The organism is Boseongicola sp. (assembly GCF_057460485.1).
In genome coordinates this window covers 1-20,564 of record NZ_JBVCWP010000041.1, presented here as the reverse complement: position 1 = coordinate 20,564, position 20,564 = coordinate 1, and the positions used below count along the sequence as shown (strand labels likewise).

Annotated in this window: 23 protein-coding genes; 10 read left to right on the top strand and 13 right to left on the bottom strand. The window is 56.6% G+C overall.

Annotation, left to right across the window (positions count from 1 at the left end):
* Window positions 1-310, top strand: a 310-nt coding sequence (locus tag AC221Y_RS07595; RefSeq protein WP_486707092.1) for a transposase family protein, incomplete at its 5' end; no start/stop codon positions are given.
* 27 nt (window positions 311-337) lie between these two features.
* Here AC221Y_RS07595 and AC221Y_RS07590 read toward each other — a convergent pair.
* The 6 genes from AC221Y_RS07590 to AC221Y_RS07565 form a co-directional block, all read right to left on the bottom strand.
* Window positions 338-2,224 carry a bifunctional sugar phosphate isomerase/epimerase/4-hydroxyphenylpyruvate dioxygenase family protein gene (locus AC221Y_RS07590; protein ID WP_299757611.1) on the bottom strand — a complete coding sequence of 629 codons (1,887 nt, stop codon included), beginning with the start codon at window positions 2,222-2,224 and terminating at the stop codon, window positions 338-340.
* Between the two features lie 74 nt (window positions 2,225-2,298).
* Window positions 2,299-3,756, bottom strand: coding sequence for an aldehyde dehydrogenase family protein (locus AC221Y_RS07585; protein ID WP_299757614.1), 1,458 nt, complete (start codon window positions 3,754-3,756; stop codon window positions 2,299-2,301).
* An 11-nt stretch (window positions 3,757-3,767) separates the two neighbouring features.
* On the bottom strand, window positions 3,768-4,619 hold the full coding sequence (locus AC221Y_RS07580; protein WP_299757616.1) for a shikimate dehydrogenase: 852 nt from the start codon (window positions 4,617-4,619) through the stop codon (window positions 3,768-3,770).
* Entirely contained in the window at window positions 4,616-5,281 is a 666-nt protein-coding gene (locus AC221Y_RS07575) for a class II aldolase/adducin family protein (RefSeq protein ID WP_299757618.1), read from the bottom strand. Before AC221Y_RS07575 ends, AC221Y_RS07580 begins: the two co-directional genes overlap by 4 nt.
* A 2-nt stretch (window positions 5,282-5,283) precedes the next feature.
* Window positions 5,284-6,024, bottom strand: a complete 741-nt coding sequence (locus tag AC221Y_RS07570; RefSeq protein ID WP_299757621.1) for a class II aldolase/adducin family protein — start codon at window positions 6,022-6,024, stop codon at window positions 5,284-5,286.
* Window positions 6,024-7,013, bottom strand: a complete 990-nt coding sequence (locus tag AC221Y_RS07565; RefSeq protein WP_299757623.1) for a substrate-binding domain-containing protein — start codon at window positions 7,011-7,013, stop codon at window positions 6,024-6,026. The genes AC221Y_RS07570 and AC221Y_RS07565 overlap by 1 nt, the downstream gene beginning before the upstream one ends.
* Before the next feature lie 215 nt (window positions 7,014-7,228).
* Here AC221Y_RS07565 and AC221Y_RS07560 point away from each other — a divergent pair, with 215 nt between their 5' ends.
* The 3 genes from AC221Y_RS07560 (at window position 7,229) to AC221Y_RS07550 (ending at window position 9,358) form a co-directional block, all read left to right on the top strand.
* Entirely contained in the window at window positions 7,229-8,095 is an 867-nt protein-coding gene (locus AC221Y_RS07560) for an NAD(P)-dependent oxidoreductase (protein WP_299757625.1), read from the top strand.
* Between the two features lie 87 nt (window positions 8,096-8,182).
* Window positions 8,183-8,749 (top strand): cupin domain-containing protein, encoded by a 567-nt coding sequence (locus tag AC221Y_RS07555; protein WP_299757627.1) that lies wholly within the window; start codon window positions 8,183-8,185, stop codon window positions 8,747-8,749.
* 12 nt (window positions 8,750-8,761) lie between these two features.
* Window positions 8,762-9,358 (top strand): cupin domain-containing protein, encoded by a 597-nt coding sequence (locus tag AC221Y_RS07550; RefSeq protein ID WP_299757629.1) that lies wholly within the window; start codon window positions 8,762-8,764, stop codon window positions 9,356-9,358.
* A 3-nt stretch (window positions 9,359-9,361) separates the two neighbouring features.
* Here AC221Y_RS07550 and AC221Y_RS07545 read toward each other — a convergent pair whose 3' ends face one another.
* The 7 genes from AC221Y_RS07545 to AC221Y_RS07515 all read right to left on the bottom strand — a co-directional run bounded on the left by AC221Y_RS07545 (window position 9,362) and on the right by AC221Y_RS07515 (window position 14,805).
* Window positions 9,362-9,880: a hypothetical protein gene (locus AC221Y_RS07545; RefSeq protein ID WP_299757632.1), complete on the bottom strand. Its 519-nt coding sequence runs from the start codon at window positions 9,878-9,880 to the stop codon at window positions 9,362-9,364.
* A complete protein-coding gene (locus AC221Y_RS07540; RefSeq protein ID WP_299757635.1) occupies window positions 9,877-10,455 on the bottom strand; it encodes a hypothetical protein in 579 nt (192 codons plus the stop codon). Before AC221Y_RS07540 ends, AC221Y_RS07545 begins: the two co-directional genes overlap by 4 nt.
* Window positions 10,456-10,470: 15 nt before the next feature.
* Complete coding sequence (locus AC221Y_RS07535) at window positions 10,471-10,893, bottom strand: hypothetical protein (RefSeq protein ID WP_299757637.1); 423 nt, start codon at window positions 10,891-10,893, stop codon at window positions 10,471-10,473.
* 12 nt (window positions 10,894-10,905) lie between these two features.
* Entirely contained in the window at window positions 10,906-11,712 is an 807-nt protein-coding gene (locus AC221Y_RS07530; RefSeq protein ID WP_299757640.1) for a sulfite exporter TauE/SafE family protein, read from the bottom strand.
* Window positions 11,709-12,290: a hypothetical protein gene (locus AC221Y_RS07525; protein WP_299757643.1), complete on the bottom strand. Its 582-nt coding sequence runs from the start codon at window positions 12,288-12,290 to the stop codon at window positions 11,709-11,711. Before AC221Y_RS07525 ends, AC221Y_RS07530 begins: the two co-directional genes overlap by 4 nt.
* 3 nt (window positions 12,291-12,293) lie before the next feature.
* A complete protein-coding gene (locus AC221Y_RS07520) occupies window positions 12,294-13,580 on the bottom strand; it encodes a Rieske 2Fe-2S domain-containing protein (RefSeq protein ID WP_299757645.1) in 1,287 nt (428 codons plus the stop codon).
* 97 nt (window positions 13,581-13,677) lie between these two features.
* The gene (locus AC221Y_RS07515; RefSeq protein ID WP_299757648.1) at window positions 13,678-14,805 is read right to left on the bottom strand and encodes a cupin domain-containing protein; all 1,128 of its coding nucleotides are present in this window, start codon (window positions 14,803-14,805) and stop codon (window positions 13,678-13,680) included.
* 116 nt (window positions 14,806-14,921) lie between these two features.
* Here AC221Y_RS07515 and AC221Y_RS07510 point away from each other — a divergent pair, with 116 nt between their 5' ends.
* From AC221Y_RS07510 to AC221Y_RS07485, 6 genes are all read left to right on the top strand, one after another.
* On the top strand, window positions 14,922-16,601 hold the full coding sequence (locus AC221Y_RS07510) for an ethanolamine ammonia-lyase reactivating factor EutA (protein WP_299757650.1): 1,680 nt from the start codon (window positions 14,922-14,924) through the stop codon (window positions 16,599-16,601).
* Between the two features lie 75 nt (window positions 16,602-16,676).
* Complete coding sequence (locus tag AC221Y_RS07505) at window positions 16,677-17,510, top strand: IclR family transcriptional regulator (RefSeq protein ID WP_299757652.1); 834 nt, start codon at window positions 16,677-16,679, stop codon at window positions 17,508-17,510.
* A gap of 13 nt (window positions 17,511-17,523) precedes the next feature.
* Complete coding sequence (locus tag AC221Y_RS07500; RefSeq protein WP_486707091.1) at window positions 17,524-18,513, top strand: 2Fe-2S iron-sulfur cluster-binding protein; 990 nt, start codon at window positions 17,524-17,526, stop codon at window positions 18,511-18,513.
* 15 nt (window positions 18,514-18,528) lie between these two features.
* Window positions 18,529-19,515, top strand: coding sequence for a substrate-binding domain-containing protein (locus tag AC221Y_RS07495; RefSeq protein ID WP_299757658.1), 987 nt, complete (start codon window positions 18,529-18,531; stop codon window positions 19,513-19,515).
* On the top strand, window positions 19,512-20,327 hold the full coding sequence (locus AC221Y_RS07490; protein WP_299757660.1) for a 3-methyl-2-oxobutanoate hydroxymethyltransferase: 816 nt from the start codon (window positions 19,512-19,514) through the stop codon (window positions 20,325-20,327). Before AC221Y_RS07495 ends, AC221Y_RS07490 begins: the two co-directional genes overlap by 4 nt.
* Window positions 20,328-20,331: 4 nt before the next feature.
* A partial coding sequence (locus AC221Y_RS07485; RefSeq protein WP_486707090.1) for an alpha/beta fold hydrolase occupies window positions 20,332-20,564 on the top strand: 233 nt, incomplete at its 3' end.

The window sequence follows — 20,564 nt, the reverse complement described above, 5'->3', positions numbered from 1 at the left end:
CGACTTACGCGAGACCGACACACTGATCCGCGACCTGACAGCCGGACATCTTCTGGCGGATAGGGCCTTCGATGCGGATTGGTTGCGAAATGACCTTCTGGCCCGCGACATCACCCCGGTCATACCGCCAAAATCCAACCGCAGGTTCCCAGCAGACTTCGACAAGGAGACCTGCAAATGGCGGCATTTGATTGAAAACTACTTTGGTAAGTTGAATGAAAACAGATGGATAGCTATGCGGTCGTGCAAAACAGACCATAGCTTCACGGCTTGCATCTCTATTGCCGCAACAATCCTTCACATTCGGTGAACGTCAACAGTCCCTAGATTAACACTACTAAATCCTTGGCATTCCCTTTGGCCGCATCAGACGCTTTTGGGCCGCAATCCGAAATGGGGCGTTCGGCGCGCCATATCCCCGGTAGTTTCCGCGCCGCTCGACGATCTCGAAGAACATTCCGCCGCCATATGGTCGGGAGTAGAGCTGGAGGAAGGCGCCATCGGCATCTTCGTCATACAAGATGCTGCCAGCCTTTAGGCTATCAAGAAGTCCCGGCGCCAAATCGAACCTTGCGTCTAAATCCGCATAGTAGTTGTCGGACATCGGCAGGGGTTTAAAGCCAAGCTCGACCAGTGCGGAAGACGTTTTAAAGATGTCGTCCGTCGCGAATGCGATGTGCTGGACAGAGGCCCCAAAGCTGTCGGCAAGAAAATGTCCGGCCATGGTGCGATGCGTCTCTGCGCCATTCAGCGTTATCCGAAACGAGCCATCAAGTGTCTCTAGCGCTTGACTGCGGACAAGCCCGTCAGGGTCAACAACATCGAACATCGGCGATTTCTGCATCTGGAACAGGGTTGTGTAGAACAGCGACCAACTGAGCATTTCATCGTAGCTCATGGTTTGGGCAAGATGGTCTATCCGATAGAGACCGGCACTGGTGGCTTTGCCTTGTATTTTGTTAAATTCTACTGACCATACATCATTGAGGCCGCTGGCTTCATCAATGAAATGCACAACGCTCCCGGATAGGCCACGGATTGCAGGGATGTTCAATTCACCTGGGCCTGTTGCTTGTTCGAAGGGGGTGGCCCCAAGGTGTTTTGCCCTGGAAACGGCCTGCGTTGCGTCGTTGACAGAAATACCGATGTCGCAAACGCTCATGCCATGCGTGACATAGGAACTGCTGGCGAACCCGGTGGTTTCGCGGTTCACGACGATCCGGATGTCGCCTTGCGTCCAAAGCGAAAGCCTCTTGGAAATGTGGTTGCCGGAGTGCTGAAAGCCCAGCGTTCTTAACAGGTCTTCTAGCGTTTCTGCCTCTTCGGCGCGCGCTGCAAATTCTACGAAAGCTACCCCTTCAACATCTAACCGTGCAGGCATCTGAGGCAGGCCTGACACGGTAGACGGTTCTTCTCGCCGAACATCATCCATCAGCGCAATAAGCGCGCGATATCCATCCTTTGCAATGCTCCGGGGGTGTCCGCCGCGAAACTGGTCATTGAAAATCTCTAGCGAAATCGGCCCGGAATACCCGGTGGCCATGACCGCTTTCATGAAATCAGTAACGGCCAGATCGCCTTCACCGGGCATGTTGCGGAAATGGCGAGACCAGTAAAGCAGATCCATGTCGATGAGCGGTGCATCAGCCAATTGCACGAAGAAAATCTTGTCGCCGGGGATGCGCCGGATCGTTTCTGGGTCGATCTTACGGGCAAGCGTATGAAAGCTGTCTAGGATCAGTCCGACATTCGCGTGATCAGCGCGCCGTACGACCTCCCAAGCATCGCGGTGATCGTTGACATGCTTACCCCAAGCCAGTGCTTCAAATCCAACCCGAAGGCCACGCTTTGCGGCGCGGTCCCCAAGGTCGTGGAAATCCGCTGCGGCCCGGTCGATGCCGCCAAGCGCGTCTGGATGGCAGGATGAGCAGATCAGAACCAGGTCGGTCCCAAGATCTTGCATCAGATCGAACTTACGTTCTGCCCGATCAAAGGCCTTGGCGCGCAACGGTTCTGGCAGCCCTTCAAAGTCTCGGAATGGCTGAAACAGCGTAATATCAAGGCCCATGGAGCGGATCAAATCGCCCACCTCACGCGGGTTGCCGTCATGGGCAATGAAATCCTGTTCAAAGATCTCGATGCCATCAAACCCAGCAGCAGCGATGGCCTCGAGCTTTTCCGGGAGGTTCCCTGAAATAGAAACCGTGGCGATAGATGTCTTCATAGCACGTCCCCTGGAATGGTGTTTCGTTTGACGTACACTGCCTGCCCATATTCATTCTGGCTTAGAAAAGAGGGCTAGCCAGTGATGATGTTGACCGCCTTGACCTCTGTGTAACTGAGCAGTTCATCGAGACCTTCTTCGCGTCCCGTGCCGCTGTTCTTAAAGCCGCCGTGGGGGACGTTGCGGAAGTGGGTGCCTGTGCCGTTGACCCAAATATAGCCTGCCTCAATCTCGCGGATGAACCGCATTGTCAGATCAAGGTCGCGGGTCCAGATCGAGGCGGTGAGACCATAGTCCACGTCGTTTGCCATGCTGATCACTTCGTCAATCTCGCGCCATTTGAGGACAGATAGGACGGGTCCGAACACCTCTTCTTTCGCGATACGCATGTCCATGGTGACATCGGTAAATACGGTGGGTTCTACCCAGAAACCTTTGTCAAATTCGGGGCCCTCGGGACGCTTGCCGCCTGCCATTAGGGTCGCGCCGTCCTGTTTGGCGATCTCAATATATTCCATTGTCTTGTCGTATTGCATCTTACTGTTCATAGGCCCCATGGAGGAGGCTGCATCAAGCGGATCGCCCGCCTTCATCTTGCCAATCCGGTCGAGGACCATCGGCAAAACTGTATCGTAGACGTCTTCATGCAACATCAGCCGGGAGGTGGATCCGCAAGATTGACCTTGCCATGCGAAATTCATGCCGCGCACGGCTGCGGCACCGGCTTTTGCTAGATCGGCGTCCGGGCAGATGATCATCGGGTTCTTACCGCCAAGCTCCAGCGACACGTGCTTGACCGCAACCTCAGCAGCGGCGCGTTGGATCGCCATGCCGGTTCCTGCGTGGCCAATGAACGCTATGCGCTTGATCTTGGGGTGCCGAACGATGGCGTCGCCTGCTGCCGGACCACCTGTAACGACGTTGACGACGCCAGCCGGAAGGATCTCATTGACGATCTCGCCCAGCACACAGGCCGATAGGGGGCTTGTCTCGCAGGGCTTTATGATGATCGTATTGCCGGGGATAATTGCGCTCGCGAGCCGGGAAGCAGCAAAGCCAAAGGGGTGGTTGAACGGAATAATCCGGCCAACGACTCCGTAGGGCGTGCGCAGCGTGAAATGCAGGCCAGCAGACGTAGAGGGAATGGTTTCGCCTTTCAGTTCCAGGCCTAGACCCGCGGCAAGGCGAATGCGTTCGACTGCCTTTTCGACGTCGGCCACCATTTTGCCAATTGTGTTGCCGGTATCAATGGCCTCGAGCCGTGCGAGTTCCTGCGTACGGGCTATAATCGCATCGCCCAATTTATTGAGGTAGTCGGCGCGCGTCTGCATATCGAGAGCAGCCCAAGCGGGCTGTGCAGCATGGGCTGCGGTATAGGCGGCTTCGACGTCCTCGGTGGTGCCTTCTGGGACACGTCCGATCAATGCCTCGGTGGCTGGATTGATGGTATCGCGCCACTTTCCACTGATACTTTCGACGAATTTTCCACCGATCAGCATGCGTCCTATGATGAGGTCGTCGGTCTTAGTCATATTGCCGTCTCCTATGCGTTGCCGGTGATGCTGGCTTCCATCATTTCCCGTAATTCCGGCGTCACGTCTGGGGTCAGGCCGAACCAGAGTTTCCATGCGGGCGGGCCTTGATGTAAAAGCATGCCCAAACCACCGACCGCTGTGTTGCCGCGTGCGCGGGCCGCTTGGACGAATGATGTTTCGAGAGGTGTGTAAATGATGTCTGCAACAACCGCGTCAGGACCCAATGCATCGAGCTTGAGTTCCAGAGGCGGCTGCCCGACCATGCCCAAACTGGTAGTGTTTACGACCGTCGCAGCCCCGTCCAGTGCCGCGTGGCGTTCATTCCATGACAGAACCATAATCGGCCCGCCGATGTCGTCGGCAAGTCTCTGGGCGCGGTCGTTGCTGCGATTAACCAGACGGATCTCTTGCGCACCTTCCGACAGGAGCGCGTGACAGACAGCGCGCGATCCGCCGCCTGCTCCAATCACGGTGGCGGGTCCTGCATTGGCGCGCCAATCGGGCGCCGATTGCTTGAGGTTCCCCAAAAACCCCAACCAATCGTTGTTCGTCCCCAAAAGAGAGCCGTCCTCGAGCACGACCACGCAACTGATTGCGCCAATTTTGCGGGCGACCTCGTCCACTTCGTCAACGATCTCCATTGCTTGCAGCTTGTGCGGGATGGTCAGATTGCAGCCCGAAAAGTTAAGCGCGGGCAGGGCGCGAAGCGCGGCAGGCAGCCGTTCAGGTGGCAGCGGCAGATAAACATATTTGCCTGGCAACCCTGTTTGATCGAACCAATAATTATGCATCAAAGGCGACTGAGAGTGCATTACGGGTGATCCCATTACACCAATTAAATGATAGCTCTCATCGGTCATGCGTCCTCCAGCTTGGCGGCGAAGTGATCCCATGTGCGGCTGAACAGGCTGGGCGTATAAAGCTTTGTACGGGCTACTTCGATTTCGGCTGCACTGAAAGCGTAGGGCGTGCCAATCTGCAGCGCCATATACTGGCGCCGCGCATTTTCTTCTAGGTAGGTGATCAACACGAAGGCTTCGGCGATGTCTGCGCCCACAGTAACGGCGCCATGCGACTTCATCAACGCTGCGGGGCGATCGTTCATTACCGCGCCCAATTTCGCGGACATCTCTGGCGAATTGATCGAATCCGGTGTGTCGAGCACGGGGACGGGATGCACGAGCGTGCCTTGCGCGAACACGGGCGAATAGTCGTGGCCAGTCATCGTTAGATATGTCGACCATTGCGGGTGCGCATGAACAATCGCGCCCACGTCTGGCCGCGCTTTATAGATGCCCGCGTGCAGGTGGAATTCAAGCGGTGGCTTGCCTTTGCCCTCGATCAAATTGCCGTCCAGATCGATGAGGCAAATATCGTCAGCGGTCAGTCGACTGCGTTGTGAGCTGCCGACATTGATCAGCATGCCAGCGTCGCAACGGATCGAGGCGTGACCATTGTAGTCAATGATCCCTTGATGTTCGAGCATTCTGAGGCAGAGTGCGAGTTCGTCTTTATCGGCCATTTTCACCAACCTGCTTGATCATGAATTTCGGCGCGCCACAGGTCCCATGCCCGGATGCCGGCTGTTTGGTTCGGCACATCGGCCAAGCGACCTTCTTCCTTTGACAGGGCCGCCAACTCTTCGCCGTCTTCGGCCAAGGCGAGTGCCCAATGCTGAACCCGTGCACTGACTTCGGTATAGACCGCACGGAAAACGGCGACTTCGAGTGACGGGCCGCATGCGACCGAGCCGTGGGCGCGCATTAGGGCTACGGGTTTGTCGGACAGACAGTCCGCCAGCGCCACGCCCTTGTCATTGTCGGATACCAGCATGTCGGTTGCACCATGATCGCGGGCGATGTCGAAGACCGGCACGCCTTGTGCGAGAAAGGCGGCGTTGTGAAAGCACGCTTGCATCGGGGCTTTGGTCAGGCCGAAAGGGATGACTGAGGGCGAATGGCTGTGCACGACTGCGCAAACATCTGGACGGGCCTTGTAGATCTGGCCGTGAATGAAGCGTTCGAGAAAACCCTTCGGCGCGTCTTGATCACAGGCAACACTTTCGAGATCGTATTCGACGATGTCTTCAGGCCCGACAAGCGCAGGTGCCAATGCGCGCGACATCAAATAGCGGTCGGGCGCATCGGGGTGACGCATTGAGACATGGCCGAACCCATCCACCACACCGCGGGCTGCCAGAATACGGGCTGCGGCTGCGACATCGGCAATGCGGTCTGGGGCGACGGGTCCACCTGTATCGGGCATCAGATGACCACCTTTGTTATAACGCTGGCGGGGAAGATTTCTTCAGGCTCAAACTGTCGATGGGCGATGCCTTGCTGGAAGGTATAAAGGCCCATCATCTCCCAGGTTTTGCGGTTCGGCTCGACCCCGAAAGGGAAGGGGTCTTTGCCGAAGACGCCTTGCATTTTTCGGCCATAGCTGGACAGCCACGCGAGCGGATAGCGCGACACGGCAGGGTCCAGCAGGCGTTCAATACTGAGGCGTTTGGATTCTTCAAACGCATTGAACATGTTGCGAGCGACCCACGGGTGTGCGTCGTGCACGGATTTCTTCATCGCAATGATATGCATGATCGGCCAGACGCCGGTGTCTGCATACTGCTGTTCTTCAAGTTCTAGAAAGTTCGGGAACAGCCTTTCGATATCGGGGTGCTCCTCCAGAAAGCAGGTCGGCGGGCGGGCGATGATGGCGCAGTCCAAATCGCCGGAAGCCAGCATCTCGGACAGGGATCTATCTTTGATGCGTGTAATTTCGATGCCGTCGGGCAGGTTCAACTCAACCTTTTCTTCGCGCCCCGGCGCGTTTGCCCCGGCCTGCAACCATTTGATCTTTGTCATGTCCATGCCGACATCGTTCTGCATCCACCCGCGCATCCACACAGCAGCGGAATGGGCCCATTCGGGGCTACCGACAGTCTTGCCGTAAAGATCCTCAATCCGCTTGATGCCCGATTTTTTGTTCACGTAAAACGATGAGAACCGGAATAGCCGTGAGCAGATCACCGGCAGACCAATGAGATCGCTGTTCTTGCGTGTGACTTGGGTCGAGAATTTGGCAAAAGACATCTCGGACATGTCAAATTCGCGGTTGGCCGTCATCCGCGCGAAACATTCGTGGTGGCCCAAAAGGAACCAGTTCAGGTCGATGCCCTCCGGGGCGACCACACCAGTGCGAATATCGCGGAAATGGTCGTAGTCGGTGGTAGCGATGGTCAGCGGAAGCTCGGTCATTTTGGCCCTCTTTGGTTCATCGAACATGTTGCCTGGCCTTGTTCCCAGAAAGGCAAAAGTGCGCGGTGAATTTGCATTGATCCTAGGGGAGGGAATGCATCCTCGCCAACGCGTAGTGGACCGGCGTTCCACATAAGAGAACTCGGGCTGCGCCTTGGTTGTGTAGTCCTACGCGAGTCCGTTTGTTTTGCAGTACGCGTTTGGGAGGAAATTGGATGGATGTAGGTTTCGTTGGGGTAGGGGCAATGGGGGCTGCGATGGCGGGTCACGCCGCACAGGCGGGACATCGTGTAGAGGCCTTTGATACGGATGCGTCGGTGCTGGCGGCCGCAGCGGTCGAGGGTGTAACCGCTGCTGATACGCTCGGCGATATCGCGGAAGGGTGCGAGGTTGTCGTCGTAGTTGTCAGTACCGATGATCAATCGCGCGGCGTTGTCGGGGCGTTGCTGGAGGCCAAGCCAAGGGATGGTCAGGTCATTGTGGTCGCCGCTACCAATCATCCCGCGACGATGATTGCGCTGAACGATGATTGCATCGCGAAGGGTGTTGGATTTGTTGATGCGCCTGTCTGCTTCGGTCTGAAAGGTGCGATTGATGGCGATCTGGTTTCGTTGTGCGGTGGTGCGGCCGCAGACGTCGCTAAAATCACGCCGGTGTTGATGGCTTACAGCCGCAGCGTTGAGTATATGGGGCCGGTTGGCACAGGTCAGTTGGGCAAGTCTTGCAACAATATGATGCACTGGGCCGCATGTGTGGCGAATTTTGAGACCCTGTCGCTGGCAAAGGCCTGCGGTATCGATGCGCAAGCGATGCGCGAGACGCTGTTGAAGTGCCCTGCGCATAATACAACACTGGACCGGTGGGACAGCACACGATTTACTTGGCACGAAAAAGACATGGACGTGGTGCTGGATCTAAGCCAGCAAGCCGGACTGACACTGCCATTGTTCGGCGCCGTTGATCAGTTGGTTAAGCGCCTGGGGCCGGATCAGGTGAAGGCGCTGCTATATGGTGAGGAAGCCGAATATCTTGGCCAGAAGATCAAGGGGCGTTCGATCTCGGAGGTTGTATCCGCGCGCTGAGGAGTGTTCCCCTATTCGGAACGCCGTGCCATTGACGGGAACCGCCTCGCCACGATACCGTTTTTATGAAATCAAGGAGGGCACGCCATGTCGGAACCAATCGACGAGGCTGGCGAAGGTCACAACAGCGGAAAAGTGGTCTGGGAACGCTGGACCAAAAAGCGGACGTTTGTGCGCGCGCTGGAAGGTACCTATGGCCAGCTGAAAGAAGAGCTTTATTCCCAACCGCGTGTTTACAAGACATCCGATCATAGTTGGCACGGCGGACCCCAGCACTATGGCAAGAAGGTCATTAACCCGCAGGCGAACCGAATTGCGCAATCTATCGAGGCGCATGTTGAGGTGTTTTCGCCCAAAGGCTACGGTCAGACCCACGGCCATATGAATTCGGCGGTGTTCTTTGTGCTGAAGGGCAAGGGACACGATATCCATGATGGTCGCCGCATTGACTGGGAAACCGGGGATGCGTTAATCGTGGAAAATGCATGTGTTCACCAACACCTAAACGACACGGATGAGGAAGGTTTAATCTTGGTTCTCAAGGCTAAACCGCTGTTCCTGTTCATGCATATGGTCTTTCAGAAAATGGTTGAATATCCGCCGGAGACTCCAGTGCCGGGTCACGAAGATTATCTGCCACCGAGCAATGTATAAGGTGAGACTGACATGAGTATTGATCCTTCGACCTTTGCCGACGCCATCGAGCGGCAGCGCGCCAAGCAAGGTGCACCGGAAGTGTCCTTTTATAAGGATGCGCTAGAGCAATCTCAGGCGTTCCGGTCGGAATATAAGAACCGATCGAACGTTGTGAAATTCGATGAGATGCCGATGGAGCGGTCTGCTGACGGGCTTATCAAGCATGTCATCAACGAGCGTATGGATACCAAAGAATGTTGTATCGACATCTACATGCAGATGATTGCGGCAGGCAAAGCCACCGGCACCTCGCGCCATCTATCTGAAGAGATTGCCTTTGTGATCGAGGGCACTGGGCAGGATCTACATTATGATGTGCATTTCGAATGTAAGGTGGAATTTGAGTGGAGGTGGGACACAACACCAAAGGTTTATGATTGGGGTCCGGGCGACTTCATCTATGTGCCGCCCTACGTGGCGCACAAGCGTGTGAACACCTCTGATATCGAGGCGCGCGTTCTGGTTTGCAACAGTCGGATCATGAAAGCCATCGGGCTGGACTGGTTCGACCAGCTAGAGCCTGCAGAAGGCTTTGAAGAATTTTGGGTGCCTCCTGCTGACGAGTAATTGTCAGTGTGTCAGCAACGGCTGCCCGAAGGTTGAAATCATTCCAGCGAGCATCGCAAGCACCCCAGCCATGAACGGGACCGCCATTGCGGAGAGAAGGCGCATACGCAGGAAAGATGTCCCCAATAGCGGCACCTCGTAGATAAAGATGCGGTGCGCGGCAAAGATGCTCCACGACGTCACAAAGGCCACAAGGGCCGGGACTGAGGCGCCAGATTTGGCAAAGACGGCCGCGATAGCGAAGGCGATGACGGGTCCAGCCGGCACGATCAGCCCGGCGGCAACGGCCACGGGCAAGGCGAGTAGCCCCGCATCCTCGCCTAGAAGGCCCGCGATTGCCTCTTTCGGTATGAGTTTGGCGATAAAGCCTGCGGCGATCAGCGCAACCAGCATCCGTGGAACCAGCATTGCAAATTGCTCCACGAACCGCTTAACAACGGGGCCCGTGTCTTGGCGCTGCTGTACCGCGAGGGCAGCTAAAAGGACCAATAATACGCTGAGGACGAGCAGACCGGGGCTCATGTTTCGTCTCCTTTGATGCGCAAGGTCAGGGGAAGGCGACGTGCTATGAGCCCGGCGATGATCGGCAGGGGGAGGCAAACTGCAAAGCGCAGCATTGCGAATTCTGCCCCCATGAACGGCACATCCCAGATGAGAATCCGTTGGAGACCCAGCAGAGCCCACGCGGTGATATAGGCCACAAGGGCTCCACGATCCGCTCCTGACACAGCAACGGCGGCCAAAAGCGAATAGGCTGAAGAGGGCCCCCCCGGCGTGACAGCTCCAGCGAGCGTTGCGATTATCAGGCCGCGCATGCCAGATTTTTTACCAACAAGCGCTGACATCCGGTCGCGCGGCATCATCACCCAGATCAGTGCGGCGATCGATAGGGCAACGACGACGCGGGGCATGAGATCAGCAACCAAGCTTAGGTCTTCGCTGAGAGCGGCCCAGACCACGTCTGGGCCTTTGATCAACCAACATAGAATACCGAACCCGACAGCGGCTGCACCAAAGCCCCAAAAGCTCTTGCCTAGCGCACTCGACGAGACCTCTTTGCGCCACGATGGGTCTTTGAGAAAATCGAATGAGGCCAAGCTGAGTTTCCCGCTTTAGTGGTGATGGTCGTGCGAATGGCCGTGGTGGTGATCATGGGCGCGGCGGATTGCGTCGACGCGCTCCTGTGGCTCTGCGTGACCGGCGGAGATTGCCTCGATCAAAGCGCGAAACAGGTCGGCTTCCGGCGGCAATTGCCCAGCCAGAAAGCCTGCCAAACGGGCCAAGGCAATCGCCTGGGCGGCCAGTGCATCAACGGTCTCATCGTCTTCGGCGCGTTCAATATCCTGCAGAGACCGGGCTAGGCCTGCGCGGAAGATGCGGTCCATATAGGTGCCGCGCGCTGTCGCTTCGGCGAGGTTCACGGGGTTTTCACCGCCGCCAGTTGGTTCCGGCAGGTCCATGCCGGCGGTCAGGCCATGAAGCCGGGCGCGCATGTCTTGGCCTACAATCACTTGCTCGTCGATCTCTCCGCACATGGTGTATCCTTTCTAAAGACCCATGACTCCGAGGCCATGAAGACTGTCGACGACAACGCCGCCGCCGACAAAAAATGCAATTCCGCCAATAGATAGCTCCAGCGAGGTGCGCATCCAAGCCGCGCCTTGATGAATGCGCCCCAGCGGATAGCTTGCCGCAGCGGTTAAAAGTGTCATGCCGATCAGCGATCCAATTCCGAAGACCGCAAAGGCGAGCATTGCTTCGCCCATCGATCCCGCCGTCGCCACGATTAGAACCAGCAATCCGGCAGAGCCAGCAGCGCCGTGCAAAAGTCCTACGCCCAACGTTGGTAGCATCGCGCGGGCGGTGTGCCGGTGGGTGTGTATCGCCGCGTCATGCTGGGTTGGGTCGCCTGCGTGGGAATGGGCGTGAAAGTGGCGCGCGCCGTCATGGTCATGAGCGTGGATATGGATGCGCTCGCGACGCAGTTTCCACAGCACCCGCAGGCCAAGACCTGCAATCATGATGCCCACAGCCAATTCCAATGCAGACTCGACAACGCCCGAGATTGTCAGGCCCAGCATCAGCACGACCGAACAGATCATGAAAAGCGCCACAGTGTGGCCAAGTCCCCAAGCGGCTCCGCGCAAAATGATGCCGCGACGGTCGTCGTTCTTTCCCATCATCGTGGCGACGGCGGCGACGTGGTCGGCGTCAAGAGCATGGGCTAGGCCGACAGCAAAGCCCAACGCTAGGAACGACAGGGTTCCGCCCGCCGCCAGCGTTGCGCCATCCGCAGCATAAGCTGGGGTGGCAAGAAGGGTGGCAATCGCAAGAGCATGGGGCAATGATTTCATGCGCGCAGCGCCGTCAGCATGGCCGGGATATAGTCGTCATCCTGTGCCACGACTAAGACGCGCGTAAATCTACGCATAGAATTCACAACACGGTCCATGCTTTCCGATGATGGACCGCGCTTCAAGGCCAGCCCGGCGCACATGATTTTACGGTCAAAACATTCGCGCGCGATTACCTCAGCTGCCGCCTCGCTAGAGCCATTGGTGGCAAGCAAAACTACAACGTCGGCTCCGGCGAGTTCCGCGTCAAGGTTTGCGGGGGTGCCATCGGGGTGACAAATTGGGACGTTATAGGAGTTTGTGTCGGCTGTGATTTTTCCATTGCCCAAAACCGTCAGGAAATGCGCATTGTCCCAAAGGTCGTCGGTAATTGCATACATCGCCTCAGCCGCCGCTTGGTCCAGCGCGAAGATGCGCGTCGTCCGGGTGGCGGAGTTTGGGTATTGCACCCTGTACAGTGCCTCTTCCGCTGTGGCCGCACGGGCGCAGCTGCTCAGCATGGTCGGGTGATCCACCGGCCCCCGGTCCGCGCGCGTCGCGTTGTCAGCCTCAAAGATGTCGTCGTGGTCGTGCGGCATTACCTAGACCGAGGTCTGTTTGACGCCGGGGCGCGCGGTTAGATCGTCTTTCATCGCATCCCCGAAAGGTTCTTCCGGTGGCAAGACCCGCGCGGCTGAGCGCACAAGCTGATGTTCAGGCGTCCGACCGGGAGGCTGCACGCCCTTATCGCGCAGTGCGACAACGGCTTTGCGCAAACGGTGCCGTGCCATGATGATACCGTTGTCGGTTGAGACAAGGTTCTCTTTTGTCCGATCCACAATGGGCCCCATGCTTTCTTGCAAGCTGGCGTCCTGCATCGCTATGCCCCAGATGCCCGAATAGCTATCTCCGCGCTTTTGCGCTTCGCGGTCCATCAGGTAGTCGTTGTCCTTGTTCTGCAGCGGCCGGAAGGTGCCGGGCACATATTGGTTGTGCACTCCGTAGCCGTCCTCCATCGCCTGCCGCTCTGTTGGTGAAAGCGCGCGGGTCGGGTGGTAGTCGAAGGACCAGGCCCAACAATTGTGATCGTCGATGGGGATCCAGAAGTGGCCATGCATAGGATGGTCGCCGCGTGGCGGCACCATAGTGAACGACGGCATGATCCACGGCGTCACGCGCCAGTAGTAATGTCCTTCTTCCGCATTGCGTCGAGCGCCGATATGCAAGCCGCCATCAGATTCGACAACTTCAAACACGGGCTTCTTGTCGTTCTCGTTGTATGTGTTGCCCTTGGCGCCTCGAAACAGCGGATCGGTCTTCAACCCTCCGGAGTGAAGGAAAGAAACGTGGCTTGAATCGATGCCGCCTTCCATTGCCTGCAGCCAATTACATTCCTGCCAGCGTTTCGAAGAGTAGGTCTGCTCGGGCGGGACCGTGGCGAATTCCCAAATCGGTGCAGGTGGACGGTCTTCTTTCTCGCCCATATGGGTCCAGAGCACGTCACCAACCTTGATCAGCGGATAGCCCTTTAGCTTGATCTTTGCGCAAAAGCCGGATTCTTCGGGCTCGGAAGGCACCTCGATGCATTGGCCGGTATAGTCGTATTTCCAGCCATGGTACGGGCAGCGCAAACCGTCTTCTTCGTTGCGGCCGAACCAAAGAGATACGCCGCGGTGGGCGCAGAATTCGTCCATCAAGCCATATCGGCCCTTACTGTCACGAAACGCGATTAGCCGTTCGCCCAGGAGTTTTACGCGGGTCGGGGGGCAGTCATCTTCCGGCAGTTCTGAGGCCAGAAGTGCGGGGATCCAATACTGCCGGAACATATCGCCCATAGGCTTTCCGGCATCGGTTTCGGTCAGAAGCTCGTTGATTTCCTTGCGAAGCATTTGCGTTCCTTTTCCTCAAGCTGCGGCCCAACTGCGGGACTGCTCCAGGCGGTGCCGCACAGAATTTGTGATCTCAAGGCCTAGGTAGGCGCTTTCATCAAAGCGCCTTGCCCGGCTTTGGCGGCAACTCCGCCTTTTCCGCCTCGTAGGCGGGGTCCATATTAGATTCGAGCCCGTTCTGGGCAAGCGCGTCACGAAACATCGTACGGACTTCGCCGCTTTCATCGGCGTAGTCGATCTGATCGCCTCCGATCCTTTGGCTGATCCACGCCTTTGGCACGCCCTGTTCGTTGCGGATGGCCACACCCTCGTATTTGAACGCAAGATAGCGAGCGGGCGTTGTGCCGGTATTGAAGTGTTGGTGATACCACATGTTCGGCGGCACGATCATTGATCCGGGCTTCCAATCATAACGTTTGGGTTCGGCCCCTTCGGGCCACATCAGCGAATATCCGGTGCCCGACAACAAAATAACATGCGCGCCCGGGCCATGTCGGTGGCACTTTTTGTAGGTGCCTACAGGGAACTGACTGATGTGGCTGTTCATCGAACACTTCGCCAGTTGAAAGCGGATGTGCCCGCCGCCAGCGCCGCGTTCTTTCGCGTGGATCAACGGCAAGTTCACCGCATCAGCGACATAGTTCGTCTCTAGCAACAGCCCCTGCATTTCTTTGCTTTCAGAGAAATATTCAGGCTCGCCTGAGAAACGACCTTTGAAATCATGCGCCGTGCCGAAGATGAAATCGGGTTCTTCGAAGACATTCATTAGGGGCGGCATGTTGGTCACGCCGATATAGCGGGCTGGTTCTGAGCCGGAGCCGTTGAAATGCTGGTGATGAGCGTTCAGGGGGATTCCGAATATCGACCCCGGTCCCCACTCAAAGCTCACTTTCGCGCCGCTGTCATCCCAGACCACGGTCGATCCGCGCCCTGAAAGGATCAGAACGGTTTCTTCAAACAGTTGGCGATGTGGGTTGAGCTTCCCGCCAGTTGGAATCTCCATAACATAGCAATCGTTGGTGGTCCGGCTGGCGTCATGGTTCATGAACACTGCTGAACCACCGCGTCGTGCCCAAGGCTTAAGCTTTACCTCATGCAAGGACGGTACGTAGTTGCCGTTGATCAGGTCCAAACCCTCGTGCGCAATGAAACGCGAGTAGGGAGTTTCTTTTTCCGACTTGAACTTCTCCGCGAGCTGGTCTGAAACAATAGCCTGACCTTTCATGACGTGAATCCTCTCAGTCACCAGTCATTCGCCGGGACAAATTTCAGTTGTTCTCAGACTATGTCCGGCATACTGTTGCGTCAATGGACCGACGGTCCACATAGAGGAACGTCGCTTTGCCGAAAGAAAAGAAGCCCACCCGTCACACGGTCGATGACCACATGTTCGGCGACTTTTACGCGCATGATCACGACGGTGACGCCGACCACGATCATGACGACATAGATCCCGGTCCTTTAGAAGACAATCCGATCTGGTTGCGCGACAACGTGGCTTTAACTTCCGTCGGGATCGATATTGGATCATCAGGCACACAGGTCATTTTCTCGACCATACATCTGCAACGGAAAGCGGACAGCCATGCCTCGCGCTATGTGATTGTGGATCGGCAGACGGCCTATGCCTCGGAGGTGAAGTTTACGCCTTTCCTAAGCGAAAATGAAATCGACGCTGCAGCGTTAGGTCAAATCATCGACGCCGCCTACGCCGATGCAGCTATCCTGCCGCGCGACATTGATACCGGCGTGGTCATTTTAACCGGAGAGGCGCTGCGCCGTGACAATGCCGAAGCGATTGCCGGAGTTGTGGCCGCTAGGGGTGGCGATTTTTTGACTGCGACTGCCGGCAACCACATGGAGGCGATGCTGGCAGCCTTTGGATCTGGTGCTGCCAAAGAGAGTTTTGACCGGCAGGCGCGTATTCTAAATGTCGATATCGGTGGCGGTACTACGAAGCTTGCACTTGTTGACCGAGGCGCAATCGTTTGGACGGCAGCCCTTCATATTGGTGGCCGCTTGATTGCGTCCGAGGCCAATAGGGTAACCCGAATTGAGGCGACCGGCGCATATTTTTCCCGTGAGGCCGGGGTTTCGCTTAACTTGGGTGATCCGATCAGCGCGGATCAAATGCGTACCGTCGCGACCCACATGGCGGATCTTTTGACAAAGGCAATCACCAGTCGTGACCTTCCCAAAGACGTGAGCGCCTTATTCTTAACAGAAATCCCGACGGACTTTGCTGATCTGACGGGTGTCGTCTTTTCGGGCGGTGTTGGGGCCTATGTGTCTGGTCAAGAAGACCGGGATTTTGGCGATCTTGGGTTTCATCTTGGGGCCTTGTTGCGCACACGGGCGTTAGCCGGAGATTTTGGGGCGCCCATGCTCGCATCGGGTTCTGCAATTCGGGCAACAGCACTTGGCGCGTCGGAATACTCTGTTCAACTCTCAGGGCAAACCAGCACTATCACAGCGCCGGGACGATGCTTGCCGCGCCGCAGCTTGCAAGTCCTAAAGCCGGCGATTGATCTGGCTGATAGCCCGGAAAGTACAGAGATTGCAGATGCGATCCAAGCGCATTTTGAAGCTTTTGACCTGGACCCAGTTCAACACGAAGTCGTTCTGGCGTTCGAATTCCAGACGGTGCCGGAATACGCCCGCATTCGCGCATTGGCCGATGGTATCCAAGCTGCTCTGTCCGGCCGTATTGCCGCCGGGCAGGGGCTTTATGTGATGATCGATGGGGACATAGCGCAAACGCTCGGGGGTATCCTGCGAGAGGACCTTGGTGTTGAGAACGATCTGCTGATATTGGACGGCATAAGCTTACGTGATTTCGATTATATTGATCTGGGCAAAATACGCCTGCCGTCCTTCACGGTGCCTGTCACCGTCAAATCCCTGCTGTTTTCCGACGATCCGCGTGGCGCGCGCCGGCAGGATCGGATACAGTTTTCCCCACCCACCGGCTCAGATCACCATCATCATAGCCTCCCGAAAAGCGATTATAATGACATCTGAGCAACCAGTTGACAGTTGGTCGTCCGACCGCAAGAGTGGAACGCAGTTCTTCCTTATGGAACAGGGCGCTTTGCAATGACTGATGACGTACCGCGGCCATTACGGAAAGAAATCAACCGCAATCCACGACGTAATGCATCGCGGCTGTCTTCTGTAACAACGGCGATTCATCTTTTGAAGACATTCACTGAAGAAGATGAAACACTTGGCATCAGCGAGCTTGCAAAGCGGTTGAACGTTGCAAAAAGTACTGTTCACCGCCTTGCCGGCGCGCTGTTGGATGAAGGTCTTTTGCAGCAAGACCCAGAGAGTGGTCGCTACGGCCTTGGTGTGGGGCTTTTCTCGCTTGGGGCTTTAGTGCGCTCGCGGTTGGATGTTACAAATGAGTCGAAGACTATCCTGAATGTCTTGCGCGAAAAAACGCAGGAAAATGTGCGTCTTGCAGTTTTGGACCGTCAAAGCGTTGTGTTCTTACATGATTTAGAAAGCCCGCAGGCGTTGCGCATTCGATCCGCCACAGGGCAGTTGAAACCTGCTTTTTGCACCGCAGAGGGGCTTTGCCTGCTTGCCGGATTGCGCGCGCCGGATCTGGAGACATTCCTGCAGTATCCAAGGGACGTGCGTGCGCCCAATACCATCACCGACAAAGACGAATTTCTGCAATCGCTGCGCCAAGTGAAGCGGCGCGGATATGCCTTTGAAGACGAATACTGCGATGAGGGTACGCGCTGTGTCGCGGCCCCGATCTACAATGCAGAAGGGCGACTTGTTGCAGCTGTCGGTGTTGCGGGCCCGCGTATTCGGATCAAAAAAGCTCAGGTGCCCAAGCTTGCCCCGGTGGTGACTGGAGCCGCGAACGAAATTTCGCAGCGCATGGGTTATGTCTTGCGCCAGCCCATCTACGTTTGATCGGAAACCACATATGCCCACAATCACTCAAACCCCTGATGGGCATGTATTCGACTGCGAAGAAGGCGATACAATCCTGCGCGCAGCTTTGCGTGCAGGGATTGGCATGCCGTATTCCTGCAATACCGGGTCATGCGGCAATTGCCGGTTCCAACTGTTGGACGGTGAGGTCACGCACTTGCGTGACGATGCGCCGGCATGGTCAGAACGCGAGCTAAAGCGTGGTCGTTGGTTGGGGTGTCAGGCCGTTCCGAACGGGGACTGCAGTGTTAAGTTCCGCGCCATGGATCAATATGTGCCTTACAATCGGCCTGAATCCTTTGAAGCAGAGCTGACTGGGATCGAAAAGATCACTCACGATATTTCTCAATTCATGTTCCAAGCCGATGCTGTGCCGTTCTTTCGCCCGGGACAATACGCTTTGCTTCATGTTCCGGGCGTTACTGGCGCGCGGGCTTATTCGATGTCCAACCTTGGTGCAGGCGGCACGTGGCAGTTCATGATCAAACAGATGCCAAGCGGTGCGGCGACGGGGCAGCTGTTTGAGTCAGAACTGGGTGCGAAGATCACCATTGATGGACCTTACGGGACTGCATTTCTGCGCGAAGATAGCCCGCGTGATATCGTGCTGTTGGCTGGCGGCTCGGGTCTCTCGCCAATTGTATCAATCGCAAAAGGCGTAGCCAAGGCAGGGATGCTGGGCACGCGCAAATTGCATGTGTTCTATGGTGGTCGGGACGTGAGTGATCTTTGCGACGCGACAGTCCTTGGCGCAGAGGCGGCGGGAGCGGCGCGGTTCGTGGCCGCGCTATCCGAACCAGATGCCACTTGGACCGGCCCGAAGGGCTATCTGCATGACGTGGTTTTTGAGGATATGGGGGCTGCATTGAAAGACTGCGAAATCTATTTCGCAGGGCCAGCTATCATGTCCGCAGCCGTCCAAAAGATGACCCATGAAGCTGGCGTCCCGCAGGACCAGCTTCACTTTGACGAATTTTACTAAACCCAGGGGCGAACTATGACTAGATTATCAATGACTCTTGGCTGTTGGGACTATGACCGTGTCCAACCGTTGATGGATGGCCGGGTGCGGCCTGACGGCATTGATTTGCGCTTCCTCAATATGATCGTCGAAGAGACGTTCTTTCGGATGGCGAAATTCCGGGAATTTGACGTCTCGGAAATGTCGATGTCATCCTTTGTGGTTTCGCACTTCAAGCAAGACCGGCCGTTTGTGGCGATCCCGGTGTTCCCGTCGCGATTCTTTCGGCATTCCTGCATCTATGTGAATGCGGATGCAGGGGTCAACGAGCCCAAGGATCTGATCGGTAAACGGTTCGGTTGTCCTGAATACCAAATGACAGCGCCAGTGTGGATCAGAGGCATTCTGTCCGAGCATTACGGTGTTCCAGTAGACGGGCCAACCTATGTGACGGGGGGCGAAGAAACGCCAAACCGTGAGGAAAAAATCAGCATTGAGTTGCCCGATAACTTCCGGTTAGAGCGGATCGGGCCGGAAGATACCTTGGCGCAGATGCTTGCAGATGGCCGGATCGACGCTTTCCATACGGCGCGCAAGCCATCTACCTATGACGGGGTGCGCGTGAAGCGCTTGTTCCCGAATTATGTCGAGGTCGAAAAGGCCTATTGGCGTGACACGGGTATCTTTCCAATCATGCATGTGATTGCGATCCGCCGCGAAGTTTATGAGCAGAATCGCTGGGTTGCGATGAACCTGTTCAAGGCGTTTCGTGAAGCACAGAACCTTTGCTACGCCGGGCTTAAGGAAACGGCGGCGCTTAAGGGAATGTTGCCGTGGTTCAACGCCCATGTGGAAGAGGCGTTCGATCTGATGGGCGAAGATTTTTGGCCTTACGGCGTGGAAAAAAACCGCGCCACGTTGGATGTTTTCCTGCGGTATCACCATGAACAGGGCCTCTCACCGCGCAAGTTGGAAGTTGATGAGATGTTTGCTCCCGAAACTTATGAGGAATTCGTCATATGACGAAAGTCACAATCCCCGATCTTCATCGGAAGAAACAAAAGGGTGAGAAGATTTTTGGCGTTGTCGCCTGGGACACCCATATGGCGGCGATTGCGGACCGTGTTGGCGCTGATATCGTGTCGGTCGGCGATACCGTGGGCAAAAACCTATGGGGCCACGACACGATGTTTGAGATCACCATGGACGAAATGATAATAGTGACCAAAGCGGTGCGGCGCGGTGTTAAACGCGCGCTGGTGTCGGCGGATTTCCCATACGGGCCCTTGCAAGAAGGTGTGGATAGCGCCCTTCGGGCGGCAATCCGTCTGGTCAAGGAGGCGGGGATTGACCTGCTGAAGCTTGATGGCGCGGCCGACTACCCGGAGGCAGTTGAGGCGCTGACCCGTGCGGGTATTCCGGTCTGGGCGCAGTTTGGCTTGACGCCGCAAACCGCCCTCGCGACAGGGATTCCATATGAAAATCAAGCGGATGCTACAGAGGCTGCGCCCGGCATGGAGGCGCGTTTGATTGCTGAGGCCAAGGCGATGGAGGCTGCAGGCGCGGTTCTTTTGGATTTCACCAACTCCGGCCCAGTGATCGGCCCAAAGGTGGTCGAGGCCGTTTCAATCCCGGTGATCGGCGGCTTCGGTGGTGGTCCCTGGTTGGATGGCCGTGTCCGGCTGGCGCAGGCGGCGGTTGGCTATAACGTGGCCGCGCTCGATAAAGAACCGTCGGGCTATGCCAATATTGCGCGCACTATTCACGACGCATTGTCTGAATGTGCTGAGGATGTCCGGTCTGGGCGTCAGATCAAAGGACAGCCGGGGAGGTAGTGCCATGCCAACCGCTCACATCGACGGAATTGATACGCATTATGAGGTGCTCGGGAAGGGCCCGCCGCTGTTGATGTATGCGCCCGGCGGCTTTGATGCGCAGATTAGTAAGTGGTCTGACCTTGGGGTCTATAAGCGCATTCGCCTGCTCAACCATTTACCGCTGAAGTTTACTTGCATCCTGTTCGACCGCCGTGAGAATGGTCTGTCTGGCGGCCGTGTCGAGCGGATTACTTG